Genomic DNA, 16,314 nt, shown 5'->3' on the forward strand with positions numbered 1-16,314 from the left:
TGTATTGATTTACTTTACACATTTTTTTGTTATGTCCAAATCACCATTGCAATGTATAAATATATTTATACATGGTAAAATATAGTGAAAAGATATTTTACGATGAGGTATAACTATGACATTAAAAGACTATGATCTTGAATTATTTAACGCGATTCAAAGAGAAGATAACAGACAAAAAGAACATATCGAATTAATTGCGTCCGAAAACTTTGTTTCTGATGCAGTGTTAGAGGCTCAAGGTTCAATTTTAACCAACAAATATGCAGAAGGCTATCCAAATAAAAGATATTATGGAGGTTGTGAATTTGTTGATCAAGTAGAAATACTTGCTCAAGATAGGTTAAAACGAATCTTTAATGCGAAGTTTGTAAATGTACAGCCTCATTCGGGTTCACAGGCTAATGCTGCTGTTTATCAGGCACTACTTAGTCCTGGAGACAGAGTTTTAGGAATGGATTTAAATGCGGGTGGTCACTTAACTCATGGTTATAAACTATCATTTTCCGGACATTATTATGAAACACATGCCTATGGTGTAAGTCCGGTTGATGAAAGAATTGATTATGAAGAAGTACTAAAAATCGCAATTGAAGTTAAACCTAAAATGATTATTGCAGGGGCGAGTGCATATCCAAGAGTCATTGATTTTAAAAAGTTTAGAGAAATTGCAGATACTGTTGGTGCATACTTGTTTGTAGATATGGCACATATTGCTGGACTAGTTGCTTGTGGATTACATCCATCACCACTACCTTATGCAGATGTTGTAACGTCTACTACACATAAAACCTTAAGAGGTCCACGTGGCGGTATCATTCTTACAAATGATGCGAGTATTGCTAAAAAGATAGATCGTGCAGTATTTCCTGGCCAACAAGGTGGGCCACTAATGCATATTATTGCTGCAAAGGCAGTTGCATTTAAAGAAGCACTAGACCCTAGCTTTAAGGTATATCAAACACAAGTGATTAAAAATGCTAAAGCCTTAAGTGATACATTTAAATCACTTGGATATAAATTAATTTCAGATGGTACGGATAATCATTTAATCTTAGTAGATGTTAAATCAAAATTAGGTATTACCGGAAGAGATGCTGAGGATGCGTTATATAAAGCAAATATCACAATCAATAAAAACCAGTTACCGTTTGATCAAGAAAAACCGATGTTAACCTCAGGTATAAGATTAGGAACACCTGCGATGACAACTAAAGGTTTTAAAGAAAATGAGTTTATTAAAGTAGCACAACTTATTGATGAAGTACTATCAAACATAAATAATGAAGAAGTTATCAATAAAGTAAAAAAAGAAGTACTAAAACTAATGAAAGATGTTAAATGAAAAGGAGTGATTTTCTTTGATTACAAGAACAAGATATATACCTGATGGTAAAGATGTTTTAAAGAAACTACCATTAATCCATCACTTAGAAGCACCATATTTATACTATCCAATTACAAACCAAAGATGCCCGGAAGGTGAAACTTGCGTTGTTTTTGGTCAATTTGTTAAGGTTGGTGAAATTATTGGTACAAGAAAGGGTGCTTTCTTTGAACAACCAATTCACTCAACAGTTAGTGGTGAAGTTGTTGGGCATGAAATGAAGTTTGATGCTTCAGGAAAACGTGTAAACTGTATGATTGTTAAAAACGACTTCAAATATGAATTACATGAGTCTGTTAAAACAAGAACTGATGAAGAAATAGACAAACTAACTAAAGAAGATTACGTAAATATTACTAAAGAAGCTGGTCTAGTTGGTCTAGGTGGTTCAGGTTTTCCAACTTATATTAAATTAAATACTAAAAATAAGATTGACATCATCTTAGCAAACGGTGTTGAGTGTGAGCCTAAATTAATTTCAGACTATGAAGTTATGATGGAAAGCCCGGATGAACTTATTAAAGGTTTAATCTATGCAATGAAAGCTGTTGGTGCACCTAAAGGTATAATTGCAGTTAAGAAAAGATATGTGGAATTAGTAGAAAGAATCCGTTTTTCTCTAAACTCATATACTGAGTATGATATTAAAGTTGTACCAGTTGGTAACCACTACCCACAAGGTTGGGAGTTAGAAGCAATTGAGGCGGCTACTGGTATTAAGGTACCTCAATTTAAACTTCCAGCAGATTACGGTATCATTCCATTTAACGTTTCTACGTTACAATCTATTTATCATGCAGTGAAGTTTAACTTACCTGTACTTGAAAGATACTTTGTATTATCAGGTGATGGTGTTGTAAACAAATCATTTAAAGCTAGAATTGGTACACCAATTCAAAGCTTAATTCAACTTGCCGGTGGTTATGTAGATAAGGCGGTGCCTAAAACATTAATCATGGGTGGGCCAATGATGGGTAGTAACGTAACAAATGATGATATTGTAACAACACATACAGCAACCTCATTGATTGTTCAAAACTCACTGTTATTAAACGAAGATCCTTGTATTCACTGTGCAAGTTGTGTCTATTCTTGCCCAGTACAAATACAACCGGTTCAAATAATGAATGCTGTTAAAGCAAACGATAAAGATTTCTTAAAAGCTTTATCAGTTAATAAATGTATTGAATGTGGATTATGTTCATTTGTATGTCCATCTAAGATTCATTTAACAGATTACATGCGTGAAGGTAAACGCATCTTAAGGGGTTAATTATGCAAAATATATCAATTTTAAGCCAAACATCACCGTATATACGTAAAGAAACTTCTACAAAACGTATGATGTTTGATGTGTTAATTGCGCTAACTCCTGTAGTATTCTTTTCAATCTACAGATTTGGATTAGATGCATTAGCAAGAATATTAATTAGTTTAATTATCTTTGTTGGTGTGGAAGCTTTATATTTTTTAAGTGTTACGCGTGTAGATGGTTATAATTTCAAAGATAAAATTAAAAATAAGTTTAAAAAATATACAATTAATAACTTTAGTGCACCTGCAGTATCTGCCATCATTTATGCAATGATATTACCAGACCAACTACATCTTTATGTGGTTGTTATGGGGGCTTTATTTGGAGCTGCAATCGGTAAAATGATTTTTGGTGGTTTAGGGATGAATATCTTTAACCCTGCAGGAGTTGGACGTGTATTTATTGCATTAGCATTTACAACATTCTTCACAGGTTCTTATGGGTTCATTGATGCTGCAGCAGGTGCTACAGCATTATCTACAAGTTTTCCTGAAGTATTAAATAGTTATTCATTAATCGATTTACTCGTTGGTAATATCCCAGGATCTATGGGAGAGATTAACTCACTAGCTATTTTATTTGGTCTTGCATATCTATTAATTAGAAAAAGTGCAGATTATAGACCTGTTTTATCAGGACTATTAATCTTTACAGCACTTGCTACAGTTGCAGGATTCATACTACATCCTACATTAGTATTTGAATATGTGATATTCCAATTATTATCTGGTGGTTTATTATTTGGTCTAACCTTTATGATTACGGACCCTGCAACATCACCAATCACAAGACCAGGTCGTTGGTGGTTTGGCTTAATTGTAGGTTCATTAGTATTCTTCATTAGAATTTTTGGTAGTCTTCCTGAAGGTGTAGTATTTGCATTACTATTTGGTAACTTAATGGTACCTTTACTAGATTATCCAATGTGGGCAAATAATAGTTTTACAAAGAAATTCTATCTTAGCTTTAGTTTAGTATTTGTAGCTTTAGTAGCACTTACCTTCGTGATTTTAGGAGGTTATGCAATATGACAAAAACAGTTAAAAGTATGATCACATTAGCGGTGGTATTAATTTTAGGTATTGGTCTTTCAATTGGTACCCACCTAATATTTAATCCGATTAAAGAAGAACGTGCTAAACAAGAAACACTTTCTATATTAGATGATTACTTTATAGGTGTTACAGATTTTGAAGGAAACAAGCTTGAAGTAATCGAAGGTGTTGAAATCTTAAGATCTGTTCGTGTTTATAAAAATGAAGATCCACTAGGTTATCTATATGAGGCAAATATTACAAATGATTTTGGTAATATGAAAGTTCGTTTAAGCGTGGATGTTAAAGATGTCATTCAAACTATTGAGTTCTTAGAACTTAATCAAACAATGTACTTACAACAAACAACAACAATGCTTGAAACATATGTATTAAGCAAGTTAAGTACAGATATTTTTGATGGTGCTGCTGGTGCAACATCCATCTCAAAAAATGATCTATCACACTTAATGAGTATGGTAGGATTACATCATGATAAAACAGATAAATTTGAAATCCAAGCACCTTATAAAGAATTCTATGGTGATGACTACGTGATTTCAAATACAGAAGAACTATCCAACTCTGGTGCAACTATCAAGGTTGAAACGATTGAAGGTTTAGGTGTTGTTTATACAATTACTAAATCAGGAATTTACCAAACAGATAGTACTCAAGAAAAATCAATTACACTTGTTCTTGCATTAAATAATGATAATAAAATTATTGGTGTACTTTTACCAGCCGAGTTATATAACCACACTAAGGGTGGATTTATGACAAATGCAATGGAATTTGCTCAAAGCTTTAAAGATACGTCAATTCTTGATGTAACAGATGGCAATGCTGGTGCAACAGGTGATGTTTTAGCACATAATTCAAGAACCTTAATCGAAGATATGGTGTTAATTGTTCAGGGGGTACATATCTCATGAAAAAAGAAAATTTAATTTTAGTTTTAATGTTTGGTTTAATGTTACTTGTTAGTCTTATTGCATTAAGTTTTGATTATCTATTCCCAACATCAGTTGTGGATAAGATGTTTAATCAAAATGTCAATGTTGTGAATGTAAAACCTGTAATTGATGCTGAATATAACGAAATACTAGAACAAGCAGAAGTTACAACATTAGATGGTAAAAAAATTGCAGATCTATATACAGTTAGAATTGATCATACTTACTTCTATTTAGAACTATATGTAGGTATTGATTTGGATGGTAAAGTTTATGCAAGAGATAAATACGTTAGAACAAAAGATGATACATCATCTAGTTACTTTCCACTTGTTCGTGCATACTTACTAAAAAACTATAATGGTCTGTATTATGAAAATGTTCAATTTATTGATGGTGCAGCAGGCGCAACAACGATTGTCGTATCAAGATCTATTATAAAAAATGCTGTAAGTAAAGTTGTAGTCTTCCACGTAGGTGAAGAAGTAGATCACATTGAAACATTACTAGGTGATAAATACACATTGAATAGTGAAGCTACAGACGGTAATGTAACAACTTATGATGTAACATTTAATAATTTAGACTATACAGTTTATATGGCAACAGGCACTGATACATATTATGACTTCCAAAGTGTAAATGAAGGCAGTATCACAATTTATGTTGCAGTCGATAGTGATGGTAAAATTACACATACATTATTACCTGAAGCATTATATGGCCATTCAGGTGGAAACTTCTATAGTGCAACAAACACCTTCTTAAGTGGTGTTATCGGTTATAATTTAAATGATCCAATGCCAGATGCAACAACTGGACCAACAACAAACTCAAACGGTTCACAATACTTAGTAAATCAGTTATTACTAGATATTCAAGGAGGGGCTTAAGATGAATAAAAACAATTTAAAACCATTTATTTTATTAAGCATCCTACCGCTTATCTATTTAGCAAATACATTAGAAACTGCGCTTTTTATGGGGTTAGTTTATGTTATATTAGCACTTATCATTTATGCTGGTGGTCTATTGATTAATAAATTTAGTGAAGGTAGAATGCGCTCATATGCATATATCTTATTAACAGCTTCAATTGTAACAATCATTATGACAGTATTAGGGACATATTTCTCATTAAATCAATTAATGGGTATTTACTTAGCACTTACAATATTTACAATTCCTCAACTAAGATTAGAAACAGTTGAAGAAAAATCTATTTTGGATCATGGCCTTATGATTCTAGTAGGTTTTGTAGCACTCGTACTGATTGGTTTCTTAAGAGAGTTCTTAGGTACTGGAAGTATTGGTTTACTAGCATTTGGATTAGACACAGTACAAGTGTTTGATGCTAAATTTGGTATTGCTATCTTAAAAGACAACTCAGGTGGTTTCATCTTAGCAGGATTTATCTTTGCTATTATAAATGCCATACCTTTTGTAAAGGAGGATAAAGCAGATGTTATTTAATTTATTATCTAGTTTACTAGGTGCTGCAATCCTTTCAAATGTTATTTTACAAGGGGTTGGATTAGAAGCGATTAAAGATCGTGAGATCAGAGTTAAACCAGTATTAGTGAAATCTTCACTGATTAGTTTACTAGCACTTGTAGTTTTCTTAGTTGATTATGTTGTATTAGAATTTGTTTTAGTACCAATGGATATGGCATTCCTAAATATCATTGTATTAGCTTTATTGATGATTGGTGTGAACGAGCTTTATAAACTTGTTACTGATAAAACAAAGTTTGCATTACCTAAAGAAGAATTATTTGGATTACACTCTATTGTGATTATTGTTGGATTTATGGGGTTGTCAAATGTTGCATTTGATGAAGCATTTATCCAAGTTGTTGGTTCATTAATAGGCTTTATTGGTCTATCCATATTACTTACAATGATTCAATCTAGAATGCGTGTAAATCCGCTTATCAAGTCATTTAAAGGATTACCAATTCTACTCATTATACTGGGCTTAATTGCTTTAGTATTTAGTGGGTTAGCAGGATTATTTTAAAAACATATAAAAAGGAAAAAAGAACATGAAAAAAATATGGGCAGTTATCAACTTAATATTAATCAGTGTTCTTTTTTCTGCTTGTACTCAAACATCCGTAGAAAATAGTTTAGCCATATCATCAATGCATACATTTATTGGTGGTACAGTATATGCACCCAAGTCTGTTTTTAATAAAGCAGATAAAAAATTAAAAGAAATGTATGATTTTTATAACAAACTAACAGATAACTATAGAGGTTATGAAGATGTACAAGGCATCTATTATATTAATCAGTTAGTTGAGACAACTAAAACTGATCAAACAGTCGAAATTAAAAAAGAACTATATGATCTATTAAGTTTAGGGGTTGAACTCTATGAATTTACTGATGGATACTTTGATATGTCCATTGGTAAAATAATTGATGTTTGGAAAAACTTAATTGATGAAAGTGATTATACAGGTCAAGAAATACCTAAAGAAGATATCGACTATGCCATAAGCTTAGTGGATACAATTGATATCGTTGAAGATCCCGTGATTTTAAGTGAAGTGGATAATAAATATTATGTAACACTTAAATATGGTGCAAAACTAGACTTAGGTGCGCTTGCTAAAGGCTATGTCACTCAATTAGCCGCAGATTACTTAAAGGATTTAGGTATAAGTAATTATTTAATTAGCGGTGGTGGTTCTTCCATGTTATATGGTGAAGGTAATCCAAAGACTGAGGATGGTAGTTATAGAACAGGACTTATTAATCCACAAGATGTCATAGATAACTTAGATATTATTGGATATCGACCTAAAAATTACGGCATTTATACATCTAAAAACTATAACTTCACAACATCAGGAACTTATAATCAATTTATCGTAAGTGAAAATGTGATGTATCATCATATTGTCTCACCAAAAACAAAACGTCCGGTAAATCATTATCTAACACTTTCAATTGTTGGAACAGATGCTGGATTTAATGATGGTTTATCCACAGCACTATTTAGTATGCCACCGGAAGTTTTAGAACAGTTTTTAGAAACAAATGGTTATGAGGTCTATACATATTTATTTAATAATACTTATAAATCTTATAATCAATCTGAAAACTTTAGACCACTTTAATTAGGTGATGATATGAAGAAAAGAGATTATATCATCATTGGTGGACTATTATTTGTTGTAGGTATACTCTATATTTGGGTTACATTTTTTGGAGCCCCAACTGGTAGTATTGCTTATGTATATCAAGATAATGATGTGGTAATTAGTGTAAACTTTGATGACAATAGTTATGAGTTAACACCACAAACGATTGATAATAACTACCCACTTCTTACAGACCCTGTACCTAATGAGGGTGGTGATGTTGCCTTTATTATTAAGGGTGCTTATATCCATGAAGGTGAAAGAACGTTAGTCTATATCGAAATTGATTGGGATAAAAAGGCAATACGTATCCAAAAAGATGAGACACCAAGACAAATTGGTGTTAGACGTAATTGGTATGATGGCACAGGGTTACCTGCAGTATCCTTACCAAGTAAAGTGTTTATCGTATTTGAAACAGTAGAAGATGATGGGATTGATGGTGTTGTATGAAAAACTTAAATAGAATTACAACATTGTCGATGCTAATTGCAGTAGCAATTGTCTTAAACGTCATTGAAATCTCAATTAATGTCATACCTGTACCAGGTGCAAAAATTGGATTTGCAAATATCGTAACGGTCATTGTCTTATATATGTATGGATTTAGATCTGCTTCACTTGTTACGATTTTAAGAGTATTCTTAGTAGGGTTACTCTCAAGATCGTTTACCATACCATTTTGGATGGGCTTGGGTGGTGCAATTGTATCTATTACAGTGATGGGTATCTTCAAAAACTGGTTTAAATTACACTTAATTAGCGTCTCTGTCCTAGGTGCTATCACACATACATTAGGACAAGTGATTGTAGGCATATATCTATTAGAAACAGACCTACTTATACTCTACTTACCACTGATGTTACTCATTAGTATACCTGCTGGTATTTTAATCGGTATCATCGCCCAGCGATTCTTTAAAACATTTAACCGTAGCAAATATCAACGCTCATTATAAACCCACCTAAAATCAGTGGTTGTTACAAAAATAAGTAATAAATATGTGAGTATTTATATTATGAAATTATGGTGTTGCATTACTTTAAATACATGATATAATAACTATTGCGAAACTTACTATGAGTATTATTTTCTCATGGCGGAAGGAGAATTCTATGAAAGCAAATATTCATCCAAAAACAAGACTAGTAATCTTTGAAGATGCTCAAACTAAAAAACAATTTTTAATTGAATCATCTGTCAATACAAAAGACACTGAAGTTTATGAAAAAGATGGTAAAACCTATCCGGTCGTCCGTTTAGAAGTTACATCTGAAACGCACCCATTCTATACAGGGGAACAAACTTTCGTTGCTCAAGCTGGTCAAGTGGATAAATTTAACAAGCGTTTAGAAAAATCTAAAAAAGAATAATCATTACAGCGAGATTGCATCTCGCTTTTTGTTATAATAGTATTAAGTGGGGTAAAAAACATGTATCATACATACCGTAATGGTTTCATTGAAGTAGTTTGCGGACCGATGTTTGCAGGTAAAACTGAAGAACTTATAAGACGTGCAAAACGACTTAAATATGCTAAGCAAAACTATTTAGTATTTAAACCAGTCATTGATAATAGATATAGCAGTAAAGCAGAGATTGTATCACACAGTTTATTAACAGAAAATGCCATATTAATAGAAAAGTCTAAAGATATTCTAGAACATATGAATGATTCTATTGAAGCTGTAATCATTGATGAAGCACAATTCTTTGATCAAGATATCGTAGAGATTGCTGATAGACTCGCAGACAGTGGTGTGCGTGTGATTATCGGTGGTTTAGATAGAGATTTTAAGGGGGAACCCTTTGGTCCAATGCCACAACTTTTAGCGATTGCAGAGTTTGTTGTAAAACTCACTGCGATATGTCCTAAAACTGGTACACCAGCAACGCGTACACAACGCATCATTAATGGTAAGCCAGCACGTATGGATGATCCACTGATTGTTGTAGGTGCATCTGACTCTTATGAGCCAAGATCTAGACATGCCCACGAAGTACCGGGAAAATATGATAAAAAATAGTCATGAGTACTTCATGAATGAGGCTCTAAAAGAAGCTAAAAAAGCTAATGATAAAGATGAGGTTCCTGTTGGTGCGGTTGTCGTATTAGACGGTAAAATTATTGCAAGAGCACATAATTTGCGTGAAAGTAGACAATCCATCCATGCGCATGCGGAATTTTTAGCAATAGAAAAAGCAGCAAAAAAAATAGGTAGTTGGCGTTTAGAAAATGCAGAAGTATACGTTACATTAGAGCCTTGCCCGATGTGTGCAGGTGCAATGATACAAGCGCGTATTAAAAATTTGTATTACGGCGCAAAAGACCCAAAGACCGGTGCAGTTGAAAGTGTTATAAAACTGCTTGACAATCCCTTTAATCATAAGATATACTATGAAGGTGGATTGTTGATGGATAAGTGTTCAAACATCCTTTCAACATTCTTTAAAAATAAGCGAAGATAAAAGAGTAAACATCCCTATAGGGTATTCTCATTCAATATTAAGGATCGAACCTGGTCAGGCCTTGATTGGAGCAGCCATAAGATACCTGATATGTGGATGAGAATACCCTATGGGGATGTTTTATTAAAACATAAAGCGATATGATATAATTAAAACTAGAATATAAACTTAAAATTTGGAGGATTTAAAGTATGAAAATGTTACCAAAAGATTACGCTAAGGCAGTAGGCACTCCTTTTAGAGTAGAAAAATATAATGATGCTACTTTAGAAATGTATTATTTAAATGATAGAAATGATTTCCACAAGTTTGCATCACGTGGTAGATTTTCTGTTTGGACATCAGATGGTATAAACTATAGACTATTTGTTGAAAAAGGATATTATGAAGCAGTAACTGATCTATATACAAATGAAGTGAATACAATATGGTTAGATTTTACAAATACAATCTATGCACAACAACGTAAAATGTCACGTATGTATATGATGGTATCGATGATTGTATTACTGGTTGTATTAGGTGCATCTATTGGATTGCAACAAATTATTCCTGAACAAGCAGATAATGTATTTTTAGCTGCAATGGTTGTGTTATTTATTGGTTTATTTGTGTCATCTAATAGACAACAAAAGAAATTAAGAACACTTGTTAGTGATGAAAATAAAAAAGCGACACAATTAATTAAAGACACATTAGGGGAAACAAGATTCCAAGGTATTTTAGAAGGTCAAGAAAAATACTACGAAGCATACTACAAATCAGATGATGAAGTCACAGAAGAAGAAGCATCTGAAGAAGAAACACCAGCTCAATTAGAAGATTCAGAAACAGAAAACAATTCAGAAGAAAACAATAATAAGGAGTAATTAAATGATGGATATAAACAAATTATCTATTGATTCTATTCGTTTTTTAGGAATTGACGCTATTAATAAAGCAAATAGCGGGCATCCTGGTATTGTAATTGGTGCTGCACCAATGGCGCATACGCTATTTACAAAACATATAAATGTTTATCCAAAGATGAGTCACTGGATTAACCGTGACCGTTTTATTCTTTCTGCCGGACATGGTTCTATGCTACTTTATGCATTAAATCATTTATCTGGTTACAAAATCTCTATTGATGATTTAAAAAACTTTAGAAACTATCCTGGAAATACACCGGGACATCCGGAATATGGTCATACAGATGGTGTTGAAACAACATCTGGTCCGCTTGGACAAGGTATTTCTAATGCTGTAGGTATGGCGATTGCTGAAAAGCATTTAGCTGCACGTTTTAATGAACCAAACTTTGATTTAATCAACCACTATACTTATGTATTAGTAGGTGATGGTGACTTACAAGAAGGCGTAGCATTAGAGGCTATTTCACTTGCGGGCCATTTAGGATTAGGTAAACTTATCGTTTTATATGATTCTAATGATATTCAATTAGACGGTGAAACAAATCTAGCAATATCAGAAGATGTTAAAAAGAAATTTGAAGCACAAAACTGGCACTACACTAAAGTAGAAGATGGTGAAGATTTAGATCAAATTAACCGCGCTATTTTACGTGCTAAAAAGATAGTCGATAAACCAACCATTATTGAAGTTAAAACAATCATTGGTAGAGGTACAACATCAGAAGGTACTTCTAAAGTTCATGGTTCACCACTTGGTGAAGCTGAACGTGAAAAGTTAGCACAAAAATCAAACTATAACTACAAACCTTTTGAAGTGGACAGTGAAGTATACAGTTTCTATAAGGGTAAAGTATTTAACAAAGGTAAACGTGTCTACAACAAATGGGTTAAGATGTTAGACGCTTATAAAGCGCAATTCCCAGAAAAATACGATTTGTTCAATCAATTCTTAAATGGAAATATCAAAGTGGATTTAAGTAGCCTAGCATATAATGCAGGTTCTAAAGAAGCAACACGTAACGTATTAGGTAAAGCTTTAACACTTCTAAGTAGTCAAAACTTAAATATTATTGGTGGGTCAGCAGATCTTACCTCATCTACTAAAGCTAAAGGTAATGATGGAAACTTTAATAAGGATAATGCATTATCAAGAAATATAAACTTTGGTGTTAGAGAACACGCAATGGGTGCTGTAGTCAATGGTATTACACTACATGGTGGACTAAAATCATTTACAGGTGCATTCTTTGTATTCTCAGATTATATGAAACCACCAATTCGTTTAGCTGCAATGATGAAAATACCAAGTGTATTTATCTTCTCACATGACTCAGTTGCAGTTGGTGAAGACGGTCCAACACATGAACCGATTGAACAACTTATTGGATTACGTAGTATTCCAGATTTAAACGTCATTCGTCCAGCGGATGCAAATGAAACAAAAGCAGCAGTTGAGATTGCATTTGAATCTAAAGATACAGCAACAGCGATTATCACTTCTAGACAAAATGTCTTAAATTTAGAACACACAAATAAAGAAGGCGTTTTAAAGGGAGCATATATCGTAAGTAAAGAAGAAAACAAATTAGACGGTATCTTATTAGCATCTGGTTCTGAAGTAGGACTTGCTTATGAAGCAAAACAAATCCTAAAAGAAAAAGGATTAGATATCCGTGTTGTTTCTATGCCATCACATCATGCATTTTTATTGCAAAATGAAGACTACAGAAGTAAAATACTTCCGGCAAATGTCAAAACACTTGCAGTAGAGATGGGATCTAGTTATTCATGGTATAGATTTACACCTCATGTATACGGTATCGATACGTTTGGACTTTCTGCAAATGCTGATGTTGTATTAAACCATTTTGGCTTTAATAAAGAAAGTATTGCAGAAGCATTTATAAATATTAAATAAGGTTTTAAAGGAAGATATATATGATTTATGATGGCATTATTGTAGGTGCAGGACACGCTGGTGTCGAAGCTGCACTTGCTATGGCAAAAATGAAACTTAATACTTTACTCATTACAGGCGATCTAACAAAGGTTGCTACTTTGCCATGTAATCCATCGATTGGTGGACCTGCTAAAGGTATTGTAGTTAGAGAAATTGACGCACTTGGTGGTCAAATGGCAAAGTCAGCAGACTTAAGCCAAATTCAAATGAAGATGTTAAATCCTTCAAAGGGTCCAGCAGTTCGTGCGCTACGCGCTCAAATTGATAAATTAAAATATCCTAAAATCATGTTAGATGTGTTACAAAACACACCAAATCTGACTTTACTTCAAGGATTTGTTGACACATTAATTGTTGAAGATAATACCGTTAAAGGTGTAAACCTAGAAGATGGTACACAAATATTTGCCCAAACTGTAATTATTACAACAGGTACATATTTAGGGTCTCAAATTTTAATTGGTCACGAAAAAACATCAAGTGGTCCAAATGGTGAACGTACAACACGTGGTATTTCTAATCAACTTAAAAACTTAGGTTTTGAAATGCTTAGACTAAAAACGGGTACACCACCAAGAATTGCGAAAGATTCTATCGACTATTCTAAAACTGTACCACAACCAGGTGATGGTGTTTTCCAAACATTTTCACATGATTCACCAATCACTGATTTAGGTCACCAAGAATTTAGTTACTTAATTCATACATCACCAGATACTAAAGATATTATATTCAATAACCTGGATGCATCTGCAATGTATGGTGGTGTTGTAGAAGGTGTTGGTCCAAGATACTGTCCATCTATTGAAGATAAGTTTGTTAGATTTAAAGATAAAGACAGACATCAAATATTTATTGAACCAGAATCCATGGATTTAAATGAAATGTATATCCAAGGATTATCTACATCGATGCCAAGACATATTCAAGAGCAAATGGTAAGATCTTTACCTGGTATGGAAAATGCACGTATTGTGCGTTATGCATACGCAATCGAATATGATGCAATTAATCCAAGACAACTCTATCAGTCCCTAGAAACTAAAGTGATTAACAATCTATTCTGTGCTGGTCAAATTAACGGTACATCAGGCTATGAAGAAGCTGCTGGTCAAGGTTTAATGGCAGGTATTAATGCAGGATTAAAAGTTCAAGGAAAACAACCACTCGTATTAAAAAGAGATGAAGCTTATATAGGTGTATTAATTGATGATCTTATTACTAAAGGTACTAGTGAACCATATAGACTTTTAACATCACGTGCAGAACATAGACTGTTATTAAGAAATGATAATGCCGATATGAGATTAAGAGATTATGGCCATCAAATTGGTTTAGTCGATGATGCAACGTATGAAAGATTCGAACACAAAAAAATAGCATTAAAAGAAATGATTCAAAGAGCAAAAACAACAAAGATTAACCCAACTGAGGAGAATCTAAACTATTTAGCTTCAGTAAACTCAAGCCCAATTTATGAAGGCGTTACAGTCTTTAAATTACTTGAAAGACCGGAACTTAAAATAGAAACCCTAAAACATTTTTTACCATCAGACTATAGTCATGAAATTTATGAACAATTAGAAATATATATTAAGTATGATGGTTATATCGAAAAAGCTAGAAGAGAAGCGGATAAATTATTACGCTATGAATCTAGATTTATTCCAAACGATATTAATTATCATAGTATTCACAACATATCTGCAGAAGCTAAAGAAAAATTAAGTAAGATTAAACCTGAAACATTAGGTCAAGCAACTAGAATCCTAGGTGTTGGACCAACGGATGTATCCATGTTACTCGTTTATCTAGAATCTAAAAATGCTTAATACATACATTACAAATATATTAGGCATCAAGTTAACCGAACAACAAATCGGGCAATTTGATGCCTATTATAACTTATTAGTAGAATATAATAAGCATACGAATTTAACACGTATTACTTCAAGAGATGATGCAGACATCAAACACTTTTTAGATTCCGTACTGATAAGTAAGTTAGTAGATTTAAGTAAAGTTGTGACATTATGTGATATGGGTGCAGGTGCGGGGTTTCCATCGATACCTTTATTAATAGTTTTTCCTAATATTCAAGTGACGATTGTAGAGTCACAAATTAAACGCGTACAATTTTTACAAGAACTCAAAAAAACACTTAATTTGGAATTTAAAATTGTTCATGATCGAGCTGAAAACTTTAGTAGTAAAAATTATCAACAATTTGATATGGTTACTGCAAGAGCATTAGGCGAGTTAAGACTGATTTTAGAGTTTGGTGTACCAATGTTAAAAGTGGGTGGATATTTCATTGCACCTAAGGGAAGTAAGTTTGAAGAAGAACTTACATCAGCAGCACACGCAATTAAGGTATTAAATGTCGAATTAATCACACAAGATTTATTTGAACTTCCTTTAGAATCAGGGTTTAGAGCAAACCTATTATTTAGAAAAGAAAAACACGTATCTGGATATCCTAGAGCGTTTCCAATCATAAAGAAAAAACCACTGTAAGGATTGATTATATGAGCAAGTATACAATCGGACAAATCGTAAAAACAAAAAAACAACATGTATGTGGATCCAAAGAATGGATAGTTTTAAGAGTGGGTGTAGATATGAAGCTTGAATGTAAGGGTTGTGGCAGACAAATTATGATGTTACAATTCGAACTTGATAAGCGATTAGTAAAATAAATCAGACAATTTTTACACTAATAATGGCTTTATAGATTCAATGAAGGCTATAAATGGGTAAAAAAAACATAAATTAGAAATTAATTCATTTTTTGTTTGACTTATGATTTGAAATGTCGTATCATTGTATTTGGCTTTTCTAGGGATTTATATAAATTACGCCGATATATATTTATATATATGACGTAAAATATATAAACTTTAGATTATTCGCCAAAAGACAATAAAATGGTTGCAATTTGACTTAAGTTAAGATAGAATAATAAGGCAATCAAAAAACGGAGGGGTAGCGAAGTGGCTAAACGCGGCAGACTGTAAATCTGTTCCTAACGGTTCGGCAGTTCGAATCTGCCCCCCTCCACCATTCTAATTTATAAGTTTATAACGGCCTTGTGCATTTCTTAAAAAAAGTTGTTGACAAGGTTAT

Annotated in this window: 18 protein-coding genes, 1 tRNA gene and 1 other RNA gene; all 20 read left to right on the forward strand. The window is 32.9% G+C overall.

The genetic code is table 11. The annotated features are described in order from the left end of the window. The first annotated feature begins 115 nt into the window (after positions 1-115). The 20 genes from glyA to IY230_RS00825 all read left to right on the forward strand — a co-directional run bounded on the left by glyA (position 116) and on the right by IY230_RS00825 (position 16,251). Positions 116-1,345: a serine hydroxymethyltransferase gene (glyA, locus tag IY230_RS00730; RefSeq protein WP_196369441.1), complete on the forward strand. Its 1,230-nt coding sequence runs from the start codon at positions 116-118 to the stop codon at positions 1,343-1,345. A gap of 16 nt (positions 1,346-1,361) precedes the next feature. Next, positions 1,362-2,660 carry an RnfABCDGE type electron transport complex subunit C gene (locus IY230_RS00735; RefSeq protein ID WP_196369442.1) on the forward strand — a complete coding sequence of 433 codons (1,299 nt, stop codon included), beginning with the start codon at positions 1,362-1,364 and terminating at the stop codon, positions 2,658-2,660. Between the two features lie 2 nt (positions 2,661-2,662). Beyond that, positions 2,663-3,733: an RnfABCDGE type electron transport complex subunit D gene (locus IY230_RS00740; RefSeq protein WP_196369443.1), complete on the forward strand. Its 1,071-nt coding sequence runs from the start codon at positions 2,663-2,665 to the stop codon at positions 3,731-3,733. Further along, positions 3,730-4,671, forward strand: coding sequence for a hypothetical protein (locus IY230_RS00745; protein WP_196369444.1), 942 nt, complete (start codon positions 3,730-3,732; stop codon positions 4,669-4,671). Before IY230_RS00740 ends, IY230_RS00745 begins: the two co-directional genes overlap by 4 nt. Beyond that, on the forward strand, positions 4,668-5,585 hold the full coding sequence (locus IY230_RS00750; protein WP_196369445.1) for a hypothetical protein: 918 nt from the start codon (positions 4,668-4,670) through the stop codon (positions 5,583-5,585). The genes IY230_RS00745 and IY230_RS00750 overlap by 4 nt, the downstream gene beginning before the upstream one ends. Before the next feature lies 1 nt (position 5,586). Beyond that, positions 5,587-6,165, forward strand: coding sequence for an Rnf-Nqr domain containing protein (locus tag IY230_RS00755; RefSeq protein WP_196369446.1), 579 nt, complete (start codon positions 5,587-5,589; stop codon positions 6,163-6,165). After that, positions 6,155-6,712, forward strand: coding sequence for a hypothetical protein (locus IY230_RS00760; protein WP_196369447.1), 558 nt, complete (start codon positions 6,155-6,157; stop codon positions 6,710-6,712). The genes IY230_RS00755 and IY230_RS00760 overlap by 11 nt, the downstream gene beginning before the upstream one ends. Before the next feature lie 25 nt (positions 6,713-6,737). Then, complete coding sequence (locus IY230_RS00765; protein ID WP_196369448.1) at positions 6,738-7,820, forward strand: FAD:protein FMN transferase; 1,083 nt, start codon at positions 6,738-6,740, stop codon at positions 7,818-7,820. Positions 7,821-7,832: 12 nt separating this feature from the next. Further along, on the forward strand, positions 7,833-8,297 hold the full coding sequence (locus tag IY230_RS00770; protein ID WP_196369449.1) for a NusG domain II-containing protein: 465 nt from the start codon (positions 7,833-7,835) through the stop codon (positions 8,295-8,297). Further along, positions 8,294-8,803, forward strand: coding sequence for a Gx transporter family protein (locus IY230_RS00775; RefSeq protein ID WP_196369450.1), 510 nt, complete (start codon positions 8,294-8,296; stop codon positions 8,801-8,803). Before IY230_RS00770 ends, IY230_RS00775 begins: the two co-directional genes overlap by 4 nt. A gap of 157 nt (positions 8,804-8,960) precedes the next feature. Then, complete coding sequence (locus tag IY230_RS00780) at positions 8,961-9,218, forward strand: type B 50S ribosomal protein L31 (protein ID WP_196369451.1); 258 nt, start codon at positions 8,961-8,963, stop codon at positions 9,216-9,218. 60 nt (positions 9,219-9,278) lie between these two features. Continuing rightward, positions 9,279-9,872, forward strand: a complete 594-nt coding sequence (locus IY230_RS00785; RefSeq protein WP_012242031.1) for a thymidine kinase — start codon at positions 9,279-9,281, stop codon at positions 9,870-9,872. Next, positions 9,859-10,314 (forward strand): tRNA adenosine(34) deaminase TadA, encoded by a 456-nt coding sequence (tadA, locus tag IY230_RS00790; protein ID WP_196369452.1) that lies wholly within the window; start codon positions 9,859-9,861, stop codon positions 10,312-10,314. The genes IY230_RS00785 and tadA overlap by 14 nt, the downstream gene beginning before the upstream one ends. 18 nt (positions 10,315-10,332) lie before the next feature. Continuing rightward, positions 10,333-10,426, forward strand: an RNA gene (gene ffs, locus IY230_RS00795) — signal recognition particle sRNA small type. 79 nt (positions 10,427-10,505) lie between these two features. Further along, a complete protein-coding gene (locus IY230_RS00800) occupies positions 10,506-11,183 on the forward strand; it encodes a hypothetical protein (protein WP_196369453.1) in 678 nt (225 codons plus the stop codon). A 7-nt stretch (positions 11,184-11,190) separates the two neighbouring features. Beyond that, positions 11,191-13,146, forward strand: coding sequence for a transketolase (gene tkt, locus IY230_RS00805; protein WP_196369456.1), 1,956 nt, complete (start codon positions 11,191-11,193; stop codon positions 13,144-13,146). Between the two features lie 20 nt (positions 13,147-13,166). Beyond that, a complete protein-coding gene (mnmG, locus tag IY230_RS00810; protein ID WP_196369454.1) occupies positions 13,167-15,020 on the forward strand; it encodes a tRNA uridine-5-carboxymethylaminomethyl(34) synthesis enzyme MnmG in 1,854 nt (617 codons plus the stop codon). Then, a complete protein-coding gene (gene rsmG, locus IY230_RS00815) occupies positions 15,013-15,705 on the forward strand; it encodes a 16S rRNA (guanine(527)-N(7))-methyltransferase RsmG (RefSeq protein ID WP_196369455.1) in 693 nt (230 codons plus the stop codon). The genes mnmG and rsmG overlap by 8 nt, the downstream gene beginning before the upstream one ends. An 11-nt stretch (positions 15,706-15,716) precedes the next feature. Then, positions 15,717-15,887 carry a DUF951 domain-containing protein gene (locus tag IY230_RS00820; protein WP_012242037.1) on the forward strand — a complete coding sequence of 57 codons (171 nt, stop codon included), beginning with the start codon at positions 15,717-15,719 and terminating at the stop codon, positions 15,885-15,887. A gap of 280 nt (positions 15,888-16,167) precedes the next feature. Beyond that, positions 16,168-16,251: transfer RNA gene (locus IY230_RS00825), tRNA-Tyr, on the forward strand. Positions 16,252-16,314 lie beyond the last annotated feature (63 nt).

This window comes from Acholeplasma laidlawii, from assembly GCF_015709225.1.
In the GTDB taxonomy this organism is placed as follows: domain Bacteria; phylum Bacillota_I; class Bacilli_A; order Acholeplasmatales; family Acholeplasmataceae; genus Acholeplasma; species Acholeplasma laidlawii_A.